This is a genomic window from Agrobacterium genomosp. 13 str. CFBP 6927, from assembly GCA_900012615.1.
Lineage (GTDB): Bacteria > Pseudomonadota > Alphaproteobacteria > Rhizobiales > Rhizobiaceae > Agrobacterium.
Window position 1 is genome coordinate 2,136,342 of record LT009757.1, and the last position, 17,778, is coordinate 2,154,119.

At 60.8% G+C, this 17,778-nt stretch carries 15 protein-coding genes; 6 read left to right on the top strand and 9 right to left on the bottom strand.

Features of this window, described 5'->3' with window-relative positions; all coding sequences use genetic code 11:
• Nucleotides 1-4: 4 nt before the first annotated feature.
• Nucleotides 5-1,456: an aldehyde dehydrogenase gene (locus AGR13A_RS23990; RefSeq protein WP_080840058.1), complete on the top strand. Its 1,452-nt coding sequence runs from the start codon at nucleotides 5-7 to the stop codon at nucleotides 1,454-1,456.
• A gap of 23 nt (nucleotides 1,457-1,479) precedes the next feature.
• Here AGR13A_RS23990 and AGR13A_RS23995 read toward each other — a convergent pair whose 3' ends face one another.
• Nucleotides 1,480-2,376: a choline sulfate utilization transcriptional regulator gene (locus AGR13A_RS23995; protein ID WP_080840060.1), complete on the bottom strand. Its 897-nt coding sequence runs from the start codon at nucleotides 2,374-2,376 to the stop codon at nucleotides 1,480-1,482.
• A 94-nt stretch (nucleotides 2,377-2,470) separates the two neighbouring features.
• On the opposite strand from AGR13A_RS23995, the gene choX reads away from it, so the two are divergent.
• Together choX and betC are read left to right on the top strand one after the other, a co-directional pair.
• Nucleotides 2,471-3,424 carry a choline ABC transporter substrate-binding protein gene (choX, locus tag AGR13A_RS24000; protein WP_080840062.1) on the top strand — a complete coding sequence of 318 codons (954 nt, stop codon included), beginning with the start codon at nucleotides 2,471-2,473 and terminating at the stop codon, nucleotides 3,422-3,424.
• Nucleotides 3,425-3,439: 15 nt separating this feature from the next.
• Complete coding sequence (betC, locus tag AGR13A_RS24005; RefSeq protein WP_080840064.1) at nucleotides 3,440-4,954, top strand: choline-sulfatase; 1,515 nt, start codon at nucleotides 3,440-3,442, stop codon at nucleotides 4,952-4,954.
• Nucleotides 4,955-4,969: 15 nt separating this feature from the next.
• Here the strand turns inward: betC and AGR13A_RS24010 are convergent, their stop codons facing one another.
• The 6 genes from AGR13A_RS24010 to AGR13A_RS24035 are packed head-to-tail and all read right to left on the bottom strand — an operon-like array spanning nucleotide 4,970 to nucleotide 11,481.
• The gene (locus AGR13A_RS24010) at nucleotides 4,970-5,863 is read right to left on the bottom strand and encodes a carbohydrate kinase family protein (protein WP_080840067.1); all 894 of its coding nucleotides are present in this window, start codon (nucleotides 5,861-5,863) and stop codon (nucleotides 4,970-4,972) included.
• Nucleotides 5,860-6,900 (bottom strand): ABC transporter ATP-binding protein, encoded by a 1,041-nt coding sequence (locus AGR13A_RS24015; protein ID WP_080840069.1) that lies wholly within the window; start codon nucleotides 6,898-6,900, stop codon nucleotides 5,860-5,862. The genes AGR13A_RS24010 and AGR13A_RS24015 overlap by 4 nt, the downstream gene beginning before the upstream one ends.
• Nucleotides 6,900-8,414 carry an argininosuccinate lyase gene (gene argH / locus AGR13A_RS24020; RefSeq protein WP_080840071.1) on the bottom strand — a complete coding sequence of 505 codons (1,515 nt, stop codon included), beginning with the start codon at nucleotides 8,412-8,414 and terminating at the stop codon, nucleotides 6,900-6,902. Before argH ends, AGR13A_RS24015 begins: the two co-directional genes overlap by 1 nt.
• Nucleotides 8,415-8,418: 4 nt before the next feature.
• Complete coding sequence (locus AGR13A_RS24025) at nucleotides 8,419-9,261, bottom strand: carbohydrate ABC transporter permease (RefSeq protein ID WP_080840073.1); 843 nt, start codon at nucleotides 9,259-9,261, stop codon at nucleotides 8,419-8,421.
• Nucleotides 9,258-10,199 carry a carbohydrate ABC transporter permease gene (locus AGR13A_RS24030; protein ID WP_080840075.1) on the bottom strand — a complete coding sequence of 314 codons (942 nt, stop codon included), beginning with the start codon at nucleotides 10,197-10,199 and terminating at the stop codon, nucleotides 9,258-9,260. Before AGR13A_RS24030 ends, AGR13A_RS24025 begins: the two co-directional genes overlap by 4 nt.
• 16 nt (nucleotides 10,200-10,215) lie before the next feature.
• The gene (locus AGR13A_RS24035; RefSeq protein ID WP_035224878.1) at nucleotides 10,216-11,481 is read right to left on the bottom strand and encodes an extracellular solute-binding protein; all 1,266 of its coding nucleotides are present in this window, start codon (nucleotides 11,479-11,481) and stop codon (nucleotides 10,216-10,218) included.
• A 244-nt stretch (nucleotides 11,482-11,725) separates the two neighbouring features.
• Here AGR13A_RS24035 and AGR13A_RS24040 point away from each other — a divergent pair, with 244 nt between their 5' ends.
• Genes AGR13A_RS24040 through AGR13A_RS24050 form a run of 3 tightly spaced genes read left to right on the top strand, consistent with a single transcriptional unit; the run spans nucleotide 11,726 to nucleotide 16,282 of the window.
• Nucleotides 11,726-12,952, top strand: coding sequence for an ROK family transcriptional regulator (locus AGR13A_RS24040; RefSeq protein ID WP_080840077.1), 1,227 nt, complete (start codon nucleotides 11,726-11,728; stop codon nucleotides 12,950-12,952).
• 19 nt (nucleotides 12,953-12,971) lie between these two features.
• The gene (locus AGR13A_RS24045) at nucleotides 12,972-15,374 is read left to right on the top strand and encodes a PIG-L family deacetylase (RefSeq protein ID WP_080840079.1); all 2,403 of its coding nucleotides are present in this window, start codon (nucleotides 12,972-12,974) and stop codon (nucleotides 15,372-15,374) included.
• On the top strand, nucleotides 15,371-16,282 hold the full coding sequence (locus tag AGR13A_RS24050; protein WP_080840082.1) for a DMT family transporter: 912 nt from the start codon (nucleotides 15,371-15,373) through the stop codon (nucleotides 16,280-16,282). Before AGR13A_RS24045 ends, AGR13A_RS24050 begins: the two co-directional genes overlap by 4 nt.
• Before the next feature lie 11 nt (nucleotides 16,283-16,293).
• Here the strand turns inward: AGR13A_RS24050 and AGR13A_RS24055 are convergent, their stop codons facing one another.
• Nucleotides 16,294-16,743 (bottom strand): hypothetical protein, encoded by a 450-nt coding sequence (locus AGR13A_RS24055; protein WP_035224888.1) that lies wholly within the window; start codon nucleotides 16,741-16,743, stop codon nucleotides 16,294-16,296.
• Between the two features lie 93 nt (nucleotides 16,744-16,836).
• The gene (locus AGR13A_RS24060; protein WP_080840084.1) at nucleotides 16,837-17,730 is read right to left on the bottom strand and encodes an AraC family transcriptional regulator; all 894 of its coding nucleotides are present in this window, start codon (nucleotides 17,728-17,730) and stop codon (nucleotides 16,837-16,839) included.
• Between the last annotated feature and the right edge of the window lie 48 nt (nucleotides 17,731-17,778).

The window sequence follows — 17,778 nt, forward strand, 5'->3', positions numbered from 1 at the left end:
GACCATGCAGACTGTCAATCTTTTCATCGGCGGCGACCATTGCCCGGCCGCGAGCGGCAAGCGTTTCGAACGCAGCAACCCCATCACCGGCGACGTGGCGACGAGTGCTGCGGCGGCGACGGTGGAGGACGCCACCCGTGCGGCCGATGCCGCGGCGGCCGCTTTCCCGGTCTGGTCGGCAACACCGCCCGGTGAACGCCGCCGCCTGCTTCTGGCTGCCGCGCAGGCGCTTCTCGCCGCCGGGCCTGATATTACCCAGGCGATGAAGGAAGAAATCGGCGCAACCGATGCCTGGGCCGGTTTTAACGTCAAACTGGCAAGCGACATGCTGGTGGAGGCGGCAAGCCTGACAACCCAGATCAAGGGCGAGATCATCCCCTCCAACCGTCCCGGAACCATGGCAATGGCGCTGCGCCAGCCCGCGGGTGTCGTGCTGTCCATCGCGCCCTGGAATGCGCCGGTCATTCTCGGCGTGCGCTCCATCGCCACGCCGCTCGCCTGCGGAAATACGGTCGTGATGAAGACCTCGGAACTTTGCCCGCGCACCCATGCGCTGATCATCGAAGCAGTCGCTTCGGCCGGTCTGCCCAAGGGCGTGCTCAACGCCGTCTCCAATGCGCCGGAAGATGCGGCAAAGATCGTCGACACGCTGATCGCGCACCCCGCCGTCAGACGCGTGAATTTCACCGGCTCGACCCGCGTCGGCCGCGTGATTGCCGAAACGGCCGGCCGTTACCTGAAACCCGCTTTGCTGGAGCTTGGCGGCAAAGCGCCGTTCATCGTGCTTGATGACGCCGATATCGATGCGGCTGTCGCGGCTGCTGCCTTCGGCGCTTATATGAACCAGGGCCAGATCTGCATGTCGACGGAGCGCATCATCGTGCTCGACAGCGTTGCCGATACATTTGTCGAGGCCTTTGCCAAAAAGGCTTCGAGCCTCACGGCCGGCGATCCGCGTGAGGGCAAAACACCGCTCGGCTCGCTGGTCAGCGCCGAAGCGACATCGCGCATCCGGGCGCTGGTGGATGATGCCGTCTCCAAGGGCGCGCGGCTGGTCGCGGGCGGCGGCGGCAATGGCACGATGGTAGATGCGATCGCCGTCGATGGCGTCACGCCCGCCATGCGGCTTTATGCCGAGGAAAGCTTCGGTCCCGTCGTCTCCATCATCCGGGCCGGCAGCATCGACGAGGCGGTGAGCATCGCCAACGAAACCGAGTTTGGTCTTTCCGCGGCGATTTTCGGCAGGGATCAGGCAAGGGCGCTTGCCATTGCCGCCCGCATCGAAAGCGGCATATGCCACATCAACGGCCCGACTGTTCACGATGAGGCGCAGATGCCTTTCGGCGGCGTCAAGGCCTCCGGATACGGCCGTTTTGGCGGCACGGCGGGCATTGCGGAATTCACCGAGCTGCGCTGGGTCACGTTGCAGGACGGGCCGCTGCATTATCCGATCTGAACCAATAGCGCTGGCGGGCGGCGTCATCGCCGCTCGTCGATCAGCCAGCCGGTGAGTTTTCTCACCGCGCTATCGCTGCTTTTCGGCCGCATCAGCCAGTAGCCGCGCCCCGGTGCATCAAGGCTCGGGCCTGCCGTCACCAGCACGCCGGCTTCGAGCAGCGGATCGACCAGCCCGGCCCAGCCGAGCGCGAAACCCTGTTCGCCGATGGTTGCCTGCACCACCATGGTGTAGTTGTTGAAGCTGATATCGCCGCCATCATGCTCCGCACCGCGATGCACGCCAAAATGCTTGAAATAGGAAGGCCAGTCGAACCAGTGCGCCTGCGAGGTGTTTTCGAGGTGGATGAGCTTCCGCCGCGAAAAATCCGCAACGGTTGCGGGTGCCGGTGTCCCGGCCAGCAGGGCGGGCGAGCAGACCGGCGTGACCTTTTCCGAAAGCAGCAATACCGCCCCGTCGCCCGCTTCCTGCCGCGTTCCGAAAATGATCATCACGTCGCTATCGTGTTTGCCCTGGCCGAGCGGATCCTGCGTGGCGACGATCTGGATGTTGATGTCGGGGTTGAGGGCACGAAATCCGTGCATGCGCGGGATGAGCCACAGGGACGAGAAGGCATAGTCCGTGTGCAGACGGATGGTCTGCCGCTCCTCCGTCCGGCGAAGCTGCTGCGCGAGAAGGTCGATGGCGTCGACATTGCGCGAGACGATCTCGAACAGCCTCTGACCCTCCGTCGTCAGTTCGATGCCGCGATGTCTGCGCTGCACGAGCGCCACACCCAGTTCCTCCTCCAGCCGGCGAATCTGATAGCTGACGGCCGGCTGCGTCAGCCGCAGGGATGCAGCCGCCGCCGTCAGGCTGCCGCGGCGGGCAACCTCGGTGAAAATGCGCATCCATCCCAGATCGAGCGGCCGGTCTGACATTAAAATTCCTTATATCAACTATCGAAAAATACCCGCTTCACAGGCAAAAGCAACGTGGTGTTCAATAAACTGGATTGATAAAAGGGGAGCCGCAATGAAAACCATTTCTCATCTGCATCGCATCGCCGCCGGTCTTTTTCTGTCCGTGGCGGCCTTCTCCACCCCGCTTCAGGCAGCCGATGACGCGGCCTGCAAGACGATCCGCCTCAGCGATCCAGGCTGGACCGACATCACCGCCACCAATGGCGTTGCCTCCGTGCTGCTCGATGCCTTGGGTTATGAAGCCGACGTCAAGACACTGTCGGTGCCGATCGGTTATCAGGCGATGAAAAACGGCGAGATCGACGTTTTCCTCGGCAACTGGATGCCGGCGCAGAAATCCTTCGTGGACGATCTGAATGCCGCCAAGGCGGCCGAGGTGATGACGAAGAACCTCGAGGGTGCAAAGTTCACATTGGCAGTGCCGGCCTATATGGCGGAAAAGGGCGTCAAGGATTTTGCCGATCTGGCCAAACATGCCGATGAATTCGAAAGCAAGATTTATGGCATCGAGCCCGGCGCACCGGCCAACCAGAATATCCAGAAGATCATCGACGCCAATGATTTCGGCCTGAAGGGCTGGCAGCTCGTCGAATCCGGCGAGCAGGCCATGCTGGCGCAGGTGGAACGGGCGGGCAGGGACAAGAAGGCCGTGGTCTTCCTCGCCTGGGCGCCGCATCCGATGAACGAGAAGATCGATATCACCTATCTCTCCGGCGGCGACGCCTATTTCGGCCCGAATTTCGGCGGCGCGGAAGTTTATACGCTCGCCCGCACCGGCTGGCCGCAGCAATGCCCGAATGCGGCGATGCTGCTCAAGAACCTCAAATTCGATATCGGCATGGAAAATACCCTGATGGGCTCCATTCTCGGTGGTGAGGATTCGAAGGCGGCGGCAGCGGCATGGGTGAAAGCCAATCCGCAGGCGCTGGATGGCTGGCTGCAGGGCGTTACCACGCTGGATGGCAAGCCGGGTGCGGACGCCGTCAAAGGCAAGCTTGGCCTCTAAAATCGGAAAGTGGAAATGCCGCGTCCCAATATTCTGATCCTGATGGCCGACCAGTTTAACGGGACGTTTTTTCCCGATGGCCCGGCCGATTTTCTCCATGCGCCACATCTGAAAGCCTTGGCGGAGCGGTCTGTCCGCTTCGCCAACACCTATACGGCAAGCCCGCTTTGCGCGCCGGCCCGCGCCTCCTTCATGTCCGGGCAATTGCCGAGCCGCACGCGGGTTTACGACAATGCCGCCGAATTTGCTTCCGATATCCCGACCTATGCGCACCACCTGCGGGCCGCGGGTTATTACACCGGCCTCTCGGGAAAGATGCATTTCGTCGGCCCGGACCAGCTGCATGGCTTCGAGGAGCGCCTGACGACGGATATCTATCCCGCCGATTTCGGCTGGACACCCGACTATACCAAGCCGGGTGAGCGGATCGACTGGTGGTATCACAATCTCGGCTCGGTGACTGGCGCAGGTGTCGCCGAAATCACCAACCAGATGGAGTATGACGACGAGGTGGCCTATAACGCCACCCGCAAGCTTTACGACCTGTCGCGCCGCCTTGACGACCGGCCGTGGTGCCTGACGGTCAGCTTCACCCACCCGCACGATCCCTATGTGGCGCGGCGCAAATTCTGGGACCTCTATGAAGACTGCCCGGCGCTCGATCCGCAGTCGCAGGCGATTGCCTTCGAGGAGCAGGACCCACATTCGAAGCGGCTGCTGGAAGCCTGCGATCACGGGGCATTCGAGATCACAGGCGAGCAGATACGCCGGGCACGGCGCGGTTACTTCGCCAATATCTCCTATATCGACGAAAAGGTCGGCGAAATTCTTGACGTTCTGAAGGCGACGCGGATGGAGGAGGACACGATCATCCTCTTCCTGTCCGACCATGGCGATATGCTGGGTGAGCGTGGCCTGTGGTTCAAGATGTGTTTCTTTGAGGGTTCCGCCCGCGTGCCGCTGATGGTGGCCGCACCCGGTTGGCAGCCGGCTTTGATCGATGCCCCTGTCTCGACACTTGATGTCACGCCGACGCTGTGTGGACTTGCCGGGCTTGATATTACGTCACTCAAACGCTGGACGGATGGCGAAGATCTGGCAGCGCTGGCTCACGGGACCGGCGGGCGTGGCCCGGTGCCGATGGAATATGCCGCCGAAGGCTCCATCGCGCCGCTCGTCGCCATCAGGGACGGCCGCTACAAGCTGTCGGTCTGCGAGGCTGATCCGCCGGTGCTCTATGATCTCGAGGCCGATCCGGAGGAGCGCACCAACCTTGCCGGCGATCCCGCTTTCAGCGATGTGCTCTCATCGCTTTCCGCCGAGATTGGCCGGCGTTGGCAATTGCCGATGTTCGACGCCGCCGTTCGCGAAAGCCAGGCGCGGCGCTGGGTGGTCTACAAGGCGCTGCGCAACGGCGCCTATTATCCGTGGGATTACCAGCCCCTGCAGAAAGCCTCGGAACGCTACATGCGCAACCACATGGACCTCAACGTGCTGGAGGAAAACCAGCGTTTTCCGCGTGGCGAGTAAAACAAGCGGGATGCCTCAAGCGGCGGCGGTCACCCTCGGTGCACCGCCTGCCGCCTGCACGGCAAGGCTGCCCGCAGCCACTCCGGCTTTGAGGCATCGCTGTTCGTCCTGCCCCTGAAGCCATGCATCCAGAAAACCGGCATTAAAGGCATCGCCGGCGCCGGTCGTATCGATAACCGGGACTTTCTGGGCCGCCACATGCTGCAGCCCCATCCGAGAGGAAACCCACGCGCCCTGCGCGCCGCCTTTCAAGGCCACGACGGGAAACGCCTCTGCGAGGGCGCGGATCGCGGTTTCCGGGTCAGAATGACCAGTGATCGCTTCGGCCTCTTCGAGATTGGGCAAAAACACGTCGATGCCGGCACAGGCCCTGAGCAGGCCCTTGTCGTAGATCAACGAAGCATCCCAGCTTGGATCGAGCGATACTGACAACCCGCTCGCCTTGGCGTGTGAGACCAGATCGGGAATCTCGTGCAGAGTCGCGAATTCGGCGATGTGCAGATGCCTCGCCTTGTTCCATGCAAAGGCAGCATCCAGCGTTGACGGCCGGGCGGCACCGGCGCGGCGCGTCAAAAATGCCCGGTCCTGACCAACCACTGTCGCCACCGTGACTTGCGGTCCGGCATCTGCCGCATGTTCCAGAAACTGCAGGTCGATGCCGCTCTGCGCCATTTTCTCACCGATATCGCGCGAAAACGTATCGGTGCCGAGCCTTGCAAGCAGCGCCGCGGGGCGGCCTATATGGGCGAAATGTGCGGCGGCAATGAAGGCCCCGCCGCCGGCGGCAATTTCCATGTCGCGGGCAAAGAGTTCCCGGCCGAGAACGGGCAATTCGTCAAGCCCGGTGAAAATAAGGTCGCAATAGATCCGGCCGATGCTGATGACGGCTGTTTTTTCTGTTGTCATCATGCGCGACCCAGAAGCTTTTCCGTTTTCGCATCGAAAAGATAAAGCGCGCCTGCTTCCGCCTGGCATTGCAATCGGCTGCCGACAGCGGGAATGGATTTGCCTCTGGCCGTCGCAATCACCGAGGTGGTGTCGGTATCCAGATGAACAAGCGTCTCCGGCCCGAGCGGCTCGACTGCCGTTACCGTTCCCTCAAGCGTAAACGTTCCCTGTGCAGCACCGTTTTCCCCGACCAGCAGATCATGTGGCCGGACGCCGATCAAAAGCTCACCCGTGGCGGAGGGCGTAACGCTGCTGGTTTTTTTGGTGCCGCGCAGCAGGTTCATCGAGGGGCTGCCGATGAATCGCGCGGTGAAAATATCCACCGGTGTCTCGTAAAGTTCCGTCGGCGTGCCGACCTGGAGGATATGACCATCCTTCATCACCACGATCCGGTCCGCCATGGTCATGGCCTCCACCTGATCATGGGTGACGTAGACGGTGGTCGTCTTAAGACGTTGGTGCAAGCGCTTGATTTCAATGCGCATCTGCGATCTCAACTGCGCATCGAGGTTGGAGAGCGGCTCATCGAAAAGGAAGGCGGCGGGATCGCGCACCATGGCGCGGCCGATGGCGACGCGCTGCCGCTGGCCGCCCGACAGGGCCGCGGGACGGCGATCGAGCAGGGCTTCCAGTCCCAGCACCCGGCCGGCCTCTTCGATGCGCCGGTTCTTTTCCGCGCGATCGAGCTTCGATGTATAAAGCCCGAAGCCGATGTTCTGGCGAACCGTCATATGCGGGTAAATCGCATAGTTCTGGAAGACCATGGCGATGTTGCGCTGTTTCGGTTCTTTCTCATTGACGACGTTACCGGCGATCTTCAGTGTGCCATCGGAAATCTCTTCCAGCCCGGCGATCATGCGCAGCGTGGTGGATTTGCCGCAGCCGGAAGGGCCGACGAAAACGACGAACTCGCCGTCTTTAATGGCAAGATCTATGCCTTTGACCGCCTCGACCTTGCCGTAGCGCTTCACGAGTTGATTGAGTTCGATTGTCGCCATTATCGCGCTCCCGTCAGGGCGGTAAATTTCTCTGTCAGTTCGGTGGCCTTCGCCGCTTCGTGCTCGGCGGATCGCTGCGCTTCCGCTGCCAACTCACCCAGCTTGCCTCGATAGGCTGCAATGGCCTCCCGCATCGGCTCGGGGGCAGGGCCGCCAAAGCGGCTGCGAACCGCGACGAAATGTTCCGGCGAGACGATCTGCCTGAATTTTTCCTCGTCAATGCCGGTGTCGCGCCCTGTCAGCTCATGGAAGGCCTTGAGGAACGGCTGGTAACCGTCATTCGGCAGATCGCCCTTCAGCGCGACGACGCTTCTGGCGACGGTTGCGGCAATTTCATGGGCCTGACGGAAAGACAGGTCCTCGATGCGGACGAGCGAATCCGCCAGTTCCGTGATGGTGATGCAGGAACGGCGAATATTCTGGTCAACCCGCTCAGGATCGATGCTGATCTGGCCAACGAGGCTGGCGAGGAGATCGAGAACGCGGCCGGCGGATGTGAAAGCCTCGTAACCCATGCCCTGGGTTTCACCCTCGCTGTCATTCATGTCGGTGAAGGGCGTGTTGTGCATCACGTCAAGTACGGTCCGCGCCCGGCCGAATGTCTGGCTGGCGAGGTGGCGCAGATGTTCGATCGGCACCGGGTTGCGCTTCTGCGGCATGATGGAGGAAATCTGCACCAGCGAATTCGGCACGTAGATCTGCCCGACTTCGAAGCTCGTCCAGAACTGGAAGTCCTGAATGAGCCGGCCGAGATGCAGGAACATCAGCTCGATCGCGCCATAGGTTGCCGTCGTATAATCGACGGCGGCGATGCAGGAATAGGAATTGCGTAAGGGTGCGGCAAAACCCAGCAAGTCGGCAACACGTGCCCGGTCGATGGGAAAGCCCGAGGTGGTGATGGCGGCAGCGCCCATCGGCGACAGATCGACGATGCGGCGGGCCTCCGCGAAGCGGTCAATATCCCGGATCAACACCTCGATGGCGGCAGAGAGGTAATGGCCGAAGGTGGTGGGCTGTGCTGGCTGCCCATGCGTGTAGGCTACGATCAGCGTGGATTGATTACGCTCGGCGGCATCGATCAGGGCTTTCAGCAGAACACGCGCCTTGGCGGTGAGCGTATCGATCTTGTCCTTGAGGCCGATCTTGAACAGCGTGTGGTCGATATCGTTGCGCGAACGGGCCGTGTGCAGGCGGCCGGCGACATCGACGCCGATACGGGCTTTCAGTTCCTTTTCGATCAGGAAGAAGAAATCCTCGACCTCGCCGGTATAGACCAGCTCCGATGGTTCGATGGTTCTGTCGATGTCTTCGAGCGCGCCGGCGATCTTCGCCGCGGTATCCGCATCGAGAATGCCGGTTTCCCGAAGCATGACCAGATGGGCGCGGTCGATGCGGCGGAAACCATCCACATGGTGGTTCTTGGCGCCGTCGAAAAGCGGGCGCAGCACGGTTTCCTTGTAAACCGGATCGGGAAACTTGCTGGTATCCGACTGGCGCGGGTTCATATCGGCCATGATATTATCCTTTCAGACCCGCCAGCATCACACCGCGAACGATGTAGCGTTGCAGGACGATGAAGACGATGAGGGTAGGGATGGTCGCAATGGCTGCGCCCGTCATGATCATTTCCCACTGGATCTGCTGTTCCACGGCAAAGCTCGAGAGGCCGACCGGCAGCGTGTAAAGCTCCTTGCTTGTCGTGACGATCAGCGGCCAGAAAAATGCCGTCCAGTTGCCGAGGAAGGTGAATATCGCGAGTGCGGAGAGCGCCGGCGTCACCAGTGGCAGGGCGACTTTCCACCAGATCTGGAATTCGTTGAGCCCGTCGACGCGTGCAGCCTCGATGAAGTCGTTCGGAACCGTTTCGAAGAACTGCTTCATCAGGAAGGTGCCGAAGGCCGTCATCATACCCGGGAACATGATGCCCCAGTAGCTGTCGAGCCAGCCCAGCTGGCTGGACATCAGATACCAGGGAATGACCAGCATTTCGGTCGGTATCATCAGCGTGGACAGGATCGCAAGGAAGATGAAGTATCGGCCACGGAACTTGAATTTCGCCAGGGTATAACCGACCAGACTGTCGAAGAAGCAGTTGGAAACGGTGACGATGACCGCAACCAGCATCGAGTTGAAGAACCAGCGCAGGAAACGGCCGTCGGCCATGACAGTGATGTAGTTCGCGATCGTGGGTGCGGCGGGAATGAGCCTGAGATCATAGACCTGGTCCGCCGTCTTGAACGATGTCGAGAACATGAAGAGCAGCGGCGAGACCATGATGAGGCCGCCGATAAACAATATGGTCCAGGCGATGATGCGGCCGGGGCGGATGCGGGCGTGGGAGAGTGGCGGCGCTTCGCTCATTTCTTTTCCCTCAGGACCCAGAGCTGGATCAGCGATACGACGAGAAGAATGGTGAAAAGGACGACCGTCTGCGCTGCCGCATAACCCATGGCATAGGAGTTGAACGCGGTCTGGTAGATCATCAGCACCAGTGGTTTCGTTGAGCCGAGCGGTCCGCCCGGATCATTGGTGGTCATGTTGTAGACCTGGTCAAAAATGCGCAGGAAGCCGATCGAGGAAAACACGACGAGGAAAACGGTGGTGGGTTTCAGAAGCGGAAGTGTAATCTTTCTGAGGATTGCCCATTCACCGAGCCCGTCGATGCGGGCGGCCTCGTAGAAGGTCGTCGGAATGGCGCGCAGGCCGGCCATGAAGATGATGATCTGGAAACCGAGACCTGCCCAGATGGCCGTCACCATGATCGAATAGAGCGCCTGATCGGTGGAGCGTATGAAAGGCTGCTGCGGAATGCCGAGGAGGCCGAAGACATCGTTGATGATGCCGATCGGCGGCGGCTGATAAAACCAGCGCCATACCCAGGCCATGGCCGCTGCCGTGGTCAGATAGGGCAGGAAATAGAGCGCGCGGATGAAGCCGTGCAGGATGCGTACCCGGTCAAGATAAAAGGCGATGACGAAAGCCAGAACGAGGCTGATCGGCGTACCGATGACCAGATAGGTGAAGGTGTTCCTGAAGACCTTCCAGAACTGCGGGTCCTTGAACAGCTTGGCGTAGTTGGCGATGCCGATGAATTTTGCCGGTCGCAGCAGGTCCCAGTTGGTGAAGGACAGCCAGAAGGCCTGAAGCGTCGGGTAAAAGCGGATGACGCTGTAAAACAGGATCGGGATCGCCAGAAAGCTCCAGATCCACAAAAGCCGTTTTGTGCGCATGGAAAGGCGATCTCCAATGGAGCCGCCGGGGCGGCCGGATGCCGCCCCCTGTTGATCGATCGCTGTCATGTCTGGACCTGCGGTTTTAAGGTTTCGCCGCGTCGATGATTTCCTGCTCGGCGCCGGCAGCCTGCTTGACGGAATCCTCGACGGACTGGCCCTCGAGCAGGATCCGGTTCGTCATGTCGATGGCATTCTGCCGCTGGGCGGCTTCGTCCTTGAACAGGGTCGTATGGGCATATTCGAGGCCCTTCAGGAACGGCGCGTAGACCGGATCCTTCAGGTTCTCTTCGGTCAGTGCCGCCGCCCGCCGCGCCGGCAACTCGCCGACGGTCTTCAGCCAGATCGCCATGGCTTCCGGTGAAGAGATGTAAGCGAGGAATTTCTTGGAGGCTTCCAGTTCTTCGCCGCTCGTCTTGGCGCTGATGCCGTTTGCGAAATAGCTGGCATAGTTGGAGCGGATATTCTTGTCATTGGTGGGAAGCTCGGTCACGCCCCACTCGAAATCCTTGATCGTCCTGAAGGATCCCAGACGGAACGTGCCGTCAATGGTCATGCCCGCCTTGCCGGCGCGGAAGGCGGCCTGGCCTTCATCCATGAAGCCCACCTGGCCGATCTTCTTTTCAAGCTGCAGGCTCGTATAGAATTTCAGAGCCTGAACGCCCGCTTCGCTGTCATAGGCGACTTTCTGGTCATTGTCGGTATAGGGCTCGCCGCCATACTGGCGGATGAGAACCTCGCGCCACCATTGGTGGTCCTGGCCGCCCATATCAAGCGTGGAGCCGGCAACCGTGAGGTTTCCGGCAGCATCGTGCTTGGCGATCTTTTCGGCCGCAGCAACAAATTCGTCCAGCGTCTTCGGCGGATTGGCGGCGTCAAGGCCGGCCTCCGTGAAGAGCTTCTTGTTGTAGAAAAGGGCGAGCGAACGCACCGCCGTCGGCAGGCCGTAATAATCGTCGCCACGTTTCATGGCGCTGACGATCGGGAAGAAATCGCTCTCGATCTTGTCATGCGGGAAAGCATCGGTCGGCAGGGGTTGCAGGATGCCGCCGGCTGCAAATTTGTCCAGCCAGCCGTAAAACAGCTGCATGACATCAGGGCCCTTGCCGGACATGTTGGCGGCAATGACGCGCGTCTGATAGTCGGCGTAAGGGAAGGTCACCTGCTTGACGGTGATGTCGGGATTGGCCTTCTGAAACTCCGCGATCAGCTCATCCATGGCCTTGACGCGTGTGTCGAAGACATATTGCCAATATTCAATTTCAACCGCCTGCGCGGCGTTGAATGCAAATGTACTGAAACCGGCAACCAAGCCGGCGAACAAAGTTGCCCTGCGCATGTAAGCCTCCATTTCCTCCGTCCGGTCTTCCGGATGCGGAGCGATCGTTCCCTTTATCCGCGCTTTCGCGCGCGCTCATCGATTTGCCGGAAGCGGGATTTCATCAATTCCGTCACATGCAAACCTGACCCCCGGTCGCTCTCTACGGTTCTCTGAAGGCGGGCATTTGTCAATAAGATAATTTACTTGAATTATTATATTGCGCTTATTGTCATTTCGACGCTATGAATTTTCTAACGGACGGGAAGTTGAAGAGATGACGGTGCACACGGTGGACGATTATCCCGTAGCAATCGGAAAAAATCCTGAGCGGAGCCGCGAGCATAATCGGCGAGTCGTCCTCGACATCGTCCGGCGGCACGGGTCGCTCGGCCGTGCCCAGATCGCCAAGATCACGCATCTGACGCCGCAGGCGGTGGCCAATATCGTCGATGAGCTTGTGGGCGAGGCGTTGCTGAAGGAGCTTGGCCGCCGCCGCAGCGGCAGGGGGCAGCCGCCGATCCAGTTCGCCGTCAATCCGGACGGGGGTGCAACGATTGGCGTGGAAATCGCTGCCGACCATATGGTCACCGTCGGCCTCGACCTTGCCGGCATGTTGCGCACCCAGCGTATCACGCCCCTCAGGGACACCACGCCGGAAGCCATATTCAAGACCTTCGCGGCCGAACATGCCGCGGTTGCGAAAAATCTCGGTTGCAGGCTGCTCGGCACCGGCGTGGTCATGCCCGGCCCGTTCGAGATCGATGGCATGACGTCCGTTGGCCCGACGACCCTTTCAGGCTGGGGCGGCATTGACGCCCGGCAGATGCTGAGCGATGCCTGCGGCCAGCCGGTGGTCGTGGAAAACGACGCGACGGCCGCTGCCGTCGGCGAACGCCTGTTCGGCGCGGGGCTGGCGATCCCGAATTTCTGCATGATCTATTTCGGCGTCGGTATCGGCCTCGGCATCATGCAGGAGGGCTCGCCCTATCGCGGCGCATTCGGCAATGCCGGCGAAATCGGTCACGTCACCGTCTCGCCTAAGGGAAGGCCCTGTCCCTCCTGCGGGCAAAGAGGTTGCCTGGAGGCCTATGCTTCCGTTTACGTGCTCAAGGAAAAACTCGTCTGCGACGGTGTCGCGGATACGGAACTCGACGATCTCGAAGCCCTGTTCAATGCGGGTAATCCCGTGGTGCTGGAGTGGATCGACGAGGCCGCCATACATCTCGCGCCGATGGTTGCGATGCTCGAGAATATTCTCGATCCGCAGACGGTCATTCTCGGCGGTGCGCTGCCCGAGGTCATCATCAGCGAGATCATTGCGCGGATGGGGAATCTGCCCACCTCGGTCGCAAGCCGGCGGCAAAGGGAGTTGCCGCGCGTCATGCACGGCAAGTCCGGACAATTGACGGCGGCGCTCGGCGCTGCAGCCTTGCCGCTGTTCGACATCGTTACACCGAAACTGGAGACGTCCCCGGGTGCCGCAGCGCAGGCGCCGGGCTGAATATTGGAGGAGACCGCGCATGCTTAACCCCCGGGAACGTATCGAACGGCAGATGGCCGACCCATGGCTCGTTCGCCTGCACCGCAAGCTGAGCGCGCTGAAATCCACGGTCACCCTCATGCATACCGGCGCGCATCCGGACGACGAGCAGAACGGACTTCTTGCCTATTTCCGCATGGAACTGGGCATGCGGATCATCATCGCCTGCTCGACGCGCGGAGAAGGCGGGCAGAACGCATTGGGGCCGGAACGGCTGGGCGCCCTCGGCGTCATCCGTTCGCGCGAGCTGGAGGAGGCCGCCCGCGTCATCGATGCGGATGTAAGCTGGCTCGGCCATGGCCCGGCGGATATCATCCACGACTTCGGTTTTTCCAAGGATGGCGACCAGACTTTCGGCCGCTGGGGGCAGCAGCGCATCGTGGAGCGGCTGGTGCGCGCCTATCGCAAGGAGCGGCCGGATATCGTCATCCCGACATTTCTCGATGTGCCGGGACAGCACGGGCATCACCGTGCCATGACGCGCGCGGCAAGAAGCGCAATCGCGATGGCTGCCGATCAAGCCGCTTATCCCGAACATTTCTCCGAGGGGCTGAAACCGTGGAAGGTGGCCAAATTCTACCTTCCCGCATGGTCCGGCGGCGGCGACACCTATGATGACGAGGTGCCTCCACCCGAGACGACGCTGACGATCAACGCGGCGGGCAACGAAGCGGCCACCGGTGCGCAATATGACCGTATCGGCGAATGGTCGCGTTATTATCACGCATCACAGGGAATGGGGCACTGGCCGAAGCGGGCGCAGGAAGTCTGGCCGCTGCATCTCGAACTGTCCAGCGTTGCGGGTGGCGCGGAAAGCTCGATCCTCGACAGGCTGCCGTCTTCGCTTACCGATCTTGCGGCTTTTCCGGGTCTCGAGGACGAACTGACAAAGGCGCTGATCGAGGCCGAACAGGCGATCACTGACGCAATCGCAGCTTTTCCCGAAACGCAACGGATCACGGCGTCCCTTCTGAGGGCCGCTACCCTTTTGCAAAAGGTAGACGAGGCCGCAGCCCGGGAGTTTCAGGAATTGCATGGCCACCGGATCGCGCGCAAACGTGCGCAGGTCGATGCTGCCATCCTGACGGCGCTCGATCTTTTCGAGCGCGCCTATGCGGAACCCACCGAAATCGTGGCGGGCGGCGCATCGTCGCTTCATGTGGAGCTGACAGACCGGGCGGCCAAATTCGGCGTTGAGGTCAAGCCCATTCTTCCCGCAGGCGTTTCCTCATCGGTTCAATCGCTTGGCCAGACGACGGTATTCTCGCTCGCTGCCGCTCCCGATGCGGCTGTTTCCGGCCTTTACCAGCCAGACTGGAAGGCGGCCGGCGGCAATGGCCATGCATCTGTGCGCGTGACCGCCAGGGTGGATGGCAGAGAGGTTTCGGCGCCCTTCGATCTCGAGGAGCCGTTTTTCGTCACTCCCGCCCAATCTCTCACGCTTTCGCCGGATGCATTTCTCGTTCCGCTCGGACAGGACCAAAATAGCCTGATGTTGCAGGCCCATGTAAAAGGTGCAGATAGCCCTATCACTTTCCAGGGCGCTGGCGGCTGGAACGTACGCAGATCTGAAAGCGGCTGGATTGCGGAACGCACGGGCGCGGGCGCGGCGGGGCTTGCACAGATCGAACCATTTTCCGGTTCGCAACCGGCTTTCCAGATCACGCCCATCGCCTATCCGCATATTGGCCGGGCACGGTTTCTGGCGCCTTCCGCCCTGAAGATCCTGTCGCTGGATCTCAAGCTGCCGCAAAATGCGCGTGTCGGTTATGTCGGTGGCGGTGCCGACCGGGTCGGCTCATGGCTTTCACGCATGGGTCTCGATGTCACCGAACTGGATGCCGAGGCGCTTGGCCGCGACCTGTCGTCCTTCACGACAATCGTTGTCGGCATCTTCGCCTTCGGCATCCGCAGGGATCTGGCCGCGGCAACGGAGAAACTTCACCGTTTCGTCGAAGAGGGCGGTCATCTTGTGACGCTTTACCACCGGCCGACCGACGGGTGGAACCCGGAAACGACACCGGTCAGGCGGCTTGAAATCGGCAAACCGTCCCTGCGCTGGCGGGTAACCGACCCGAGGGCGGAGGTGACGGTTCTGGCGCCCGATCATCCACTGCTTGTCGGCCCCAACGTGATCGATGCCGCCGACTGGGCCGGTTGGGACAAGGAACGCGGGCTTTATTTCGCATCGCGCTGGGATGATATCTACGAGCCATTGCTCGCCATGCATGATGTCGATGAACAGCCGCTCAAGGGCGCTCTCGTCTCGGGTGTCATCGGCAAGGGCCGGCACACCCATACCAGCCTCGTCCTTCACCACCAGATGGACAAGCTGGTGCCGGGGGCGTTCCGCCTCATGGCAAACCTCGTGCAACCCGCGTGAATGGCAACGACCAGAGTGAAAAACAGGAGAACCCGCGCGAGAACGATCCCCGCGCGGGCATAGGCTGGCTGCTTATGGATATGGCCCTCGTGTCAGGGGGGATGACCGCACTCGTCAAGGCACAGGGCGTTACCTATCCGGCCTTCCAGCTTGTCTTCATCCGGGCGATGATCGGCCTGATCTTCATCCTGCCGCTTATCTGGCGGCACAGGATGGAAATGGTGCGCGTCAAATATCCCTGGCGCAACCTTTTCCGCATCTGCTGCAACGCCATTGCTCTCACCAGCAACTTCATCGCCATCACCCTGCTGCCGCTTGCAACCGTCAATGCCATCGGTTTTTCGCGCCCCCTGGTGACGATGGCCATGGCCGTTGCCTTTCTTGGTGAGCGGGTGAGCCGATATCGCTGGGCCGGGGCCTGCCTTGCATTTGTCGGCGTTCTCGTCGTTATCGGGCCGGGCGGCGCGGCTTTCAATGCCGGCGTGCTCGTGGTCCTCGTCTCGGTGGTGTTCGGGGCGCTGGCGGTAATCCAGACACGGGCGCTGCGGCAGGAGAATACCACTGTCATGATGGTGTTCTATACCGTTGGACTGGCCGTCATCACCGCCTTTCCCGCAATCTGGACCTGGAAGCCGGTTGCGACGTTCGACTGGGCTCCGCTGCTGGCCATCGGGTTGCTGGCGCAGCTCGGTCAATATTGCTTCCTGCGGGCCTATCGCATTGCCGATGCCAGTGTCCTGGCGCCGGTCGGCTACCTGTCGATCCTGTTCGTGACGGCTGTCGGCTATTTCCTGTTCGATGAGGTGCCCGAAGTCCGTGTGGTGCTGGGTATCGCCATCATTCTCGTGTCGCTGCAGTCAACCGTCCTTGCGGAGTTTTTCCTGAAGAGGTTGCGTGGCAAATCGTGACGGATGCCTCTTCACCTTTGCTGTGCGAGCACCCGCAGCCTGACCCAGTTCAATGCCGCAAGCTTGAAGCGATCGTAAATTGAACGTGCGAAACGCACATATCGCATGATCCAGGCGAGCCAGACATAGGTGAGAAGCTTTTCCCGACCGGCGTGATAAATCCGTTCAACGATCAGGAAGGTGGCGAGATGGGCGAAGATCGTCAGAACCACCCCCGTTTTGACGGTGCCATGGGCAATAAGAATTAGTCCGATGACCTTCATGGGTTCGGCAATGGCGAAGGGCACCGCAAGGGCGAGAAGAATGGCCAGACGCGGCAACTGCCCGATCCTGCTTTCCAGCCGTTTGATGACTGTCAGGCCGGAGATGGCCCTGATGACAGGCCGGTAGAGCGGGCGGAAAATGCCATCGAGAATCAGGGCGAAAATGATGAGGGCCCGAATCGGAAAGATGAGCATCATCCGGATTCTGTCTTTCACCTCGGTCGATCTCCAAAAAAGCGCGGAATGTCATCCATCCTAATCTCCTGAAACGTGGCAAAACCAAGTTGTTTTTCAGGATCCGCCCTGCCGAACGCTCGCATACATGCCGGTGGTGCGGAATTCGCTCGGATTGGTGCCATAAAGCCTGCGGAAGACCTTTGAGAAATAGTTCGGGTCCTCGAAACCGCACAGCACCGACACTTCCTTGATGGGAATGTTGGCTGCGGTGGTCAGCAGCTTGGCTGCCCGCCGCAATCGCCGCTGCAGCACGAATTCCGCCGGCGGCAGGCCTTCGCTTGCCGTGAAGATGCGGGAAAAATGCGCGCGGCTGAGGCCGGCCACGGCCGCAAGGTCGCTGACGGAAAGCCGCTCGCCGAGATGGCTGTCGATGTAGCTCAGCACCTGCTGCAGGGTGCGATATTCACCGCCGAAGGAGGGATGCGAGCCGAAGACATCGTCATAAAGCGTCATCGCCGCCTCATAGGCGACGGCCGAGGCCGCGCCCGGGGTTTCCGCGCCGTTGACGAGGCGCGAGCAGCAATAAGCGAGATGATCCACGGTTTCCGGCTGGAGCTTCAGGATCGGACCGGTGACGGAAAGGATGTTGCGGTGGATGCGCAAGGCCTCCTCGCCATTCATGGAAATCCAGAAGAACTCCCATTCCTTGCCGTCTTCGAGCCAATAGCGATGATTGTGGGGGATGAGCAGCAGCAGGGTTTCACCCGGCTTCACCACATAATGCCGGTTTTCGTAGCGCAGATTGCCCTGTCCGCCGATGCAATATTGCAGCACGGTGAACGGCGTCTGGCCGCGCCGCCGCCCGTCCCAATCATAGTTGCCGCCGCGGCGGATTTCATAGCCGCTGCTGGTGGGCATGGTGTGCAGGGTCTGGCGTCCGCGCGGCAGCGAGACGGTCCGCATGCCGGGTCCCTGATCGATCAAATCACGCAGCACAAAATTACCCATGAAAGCATAATCCTTCTCTGGTCCTGTCCCTTATTATACGCATAATCC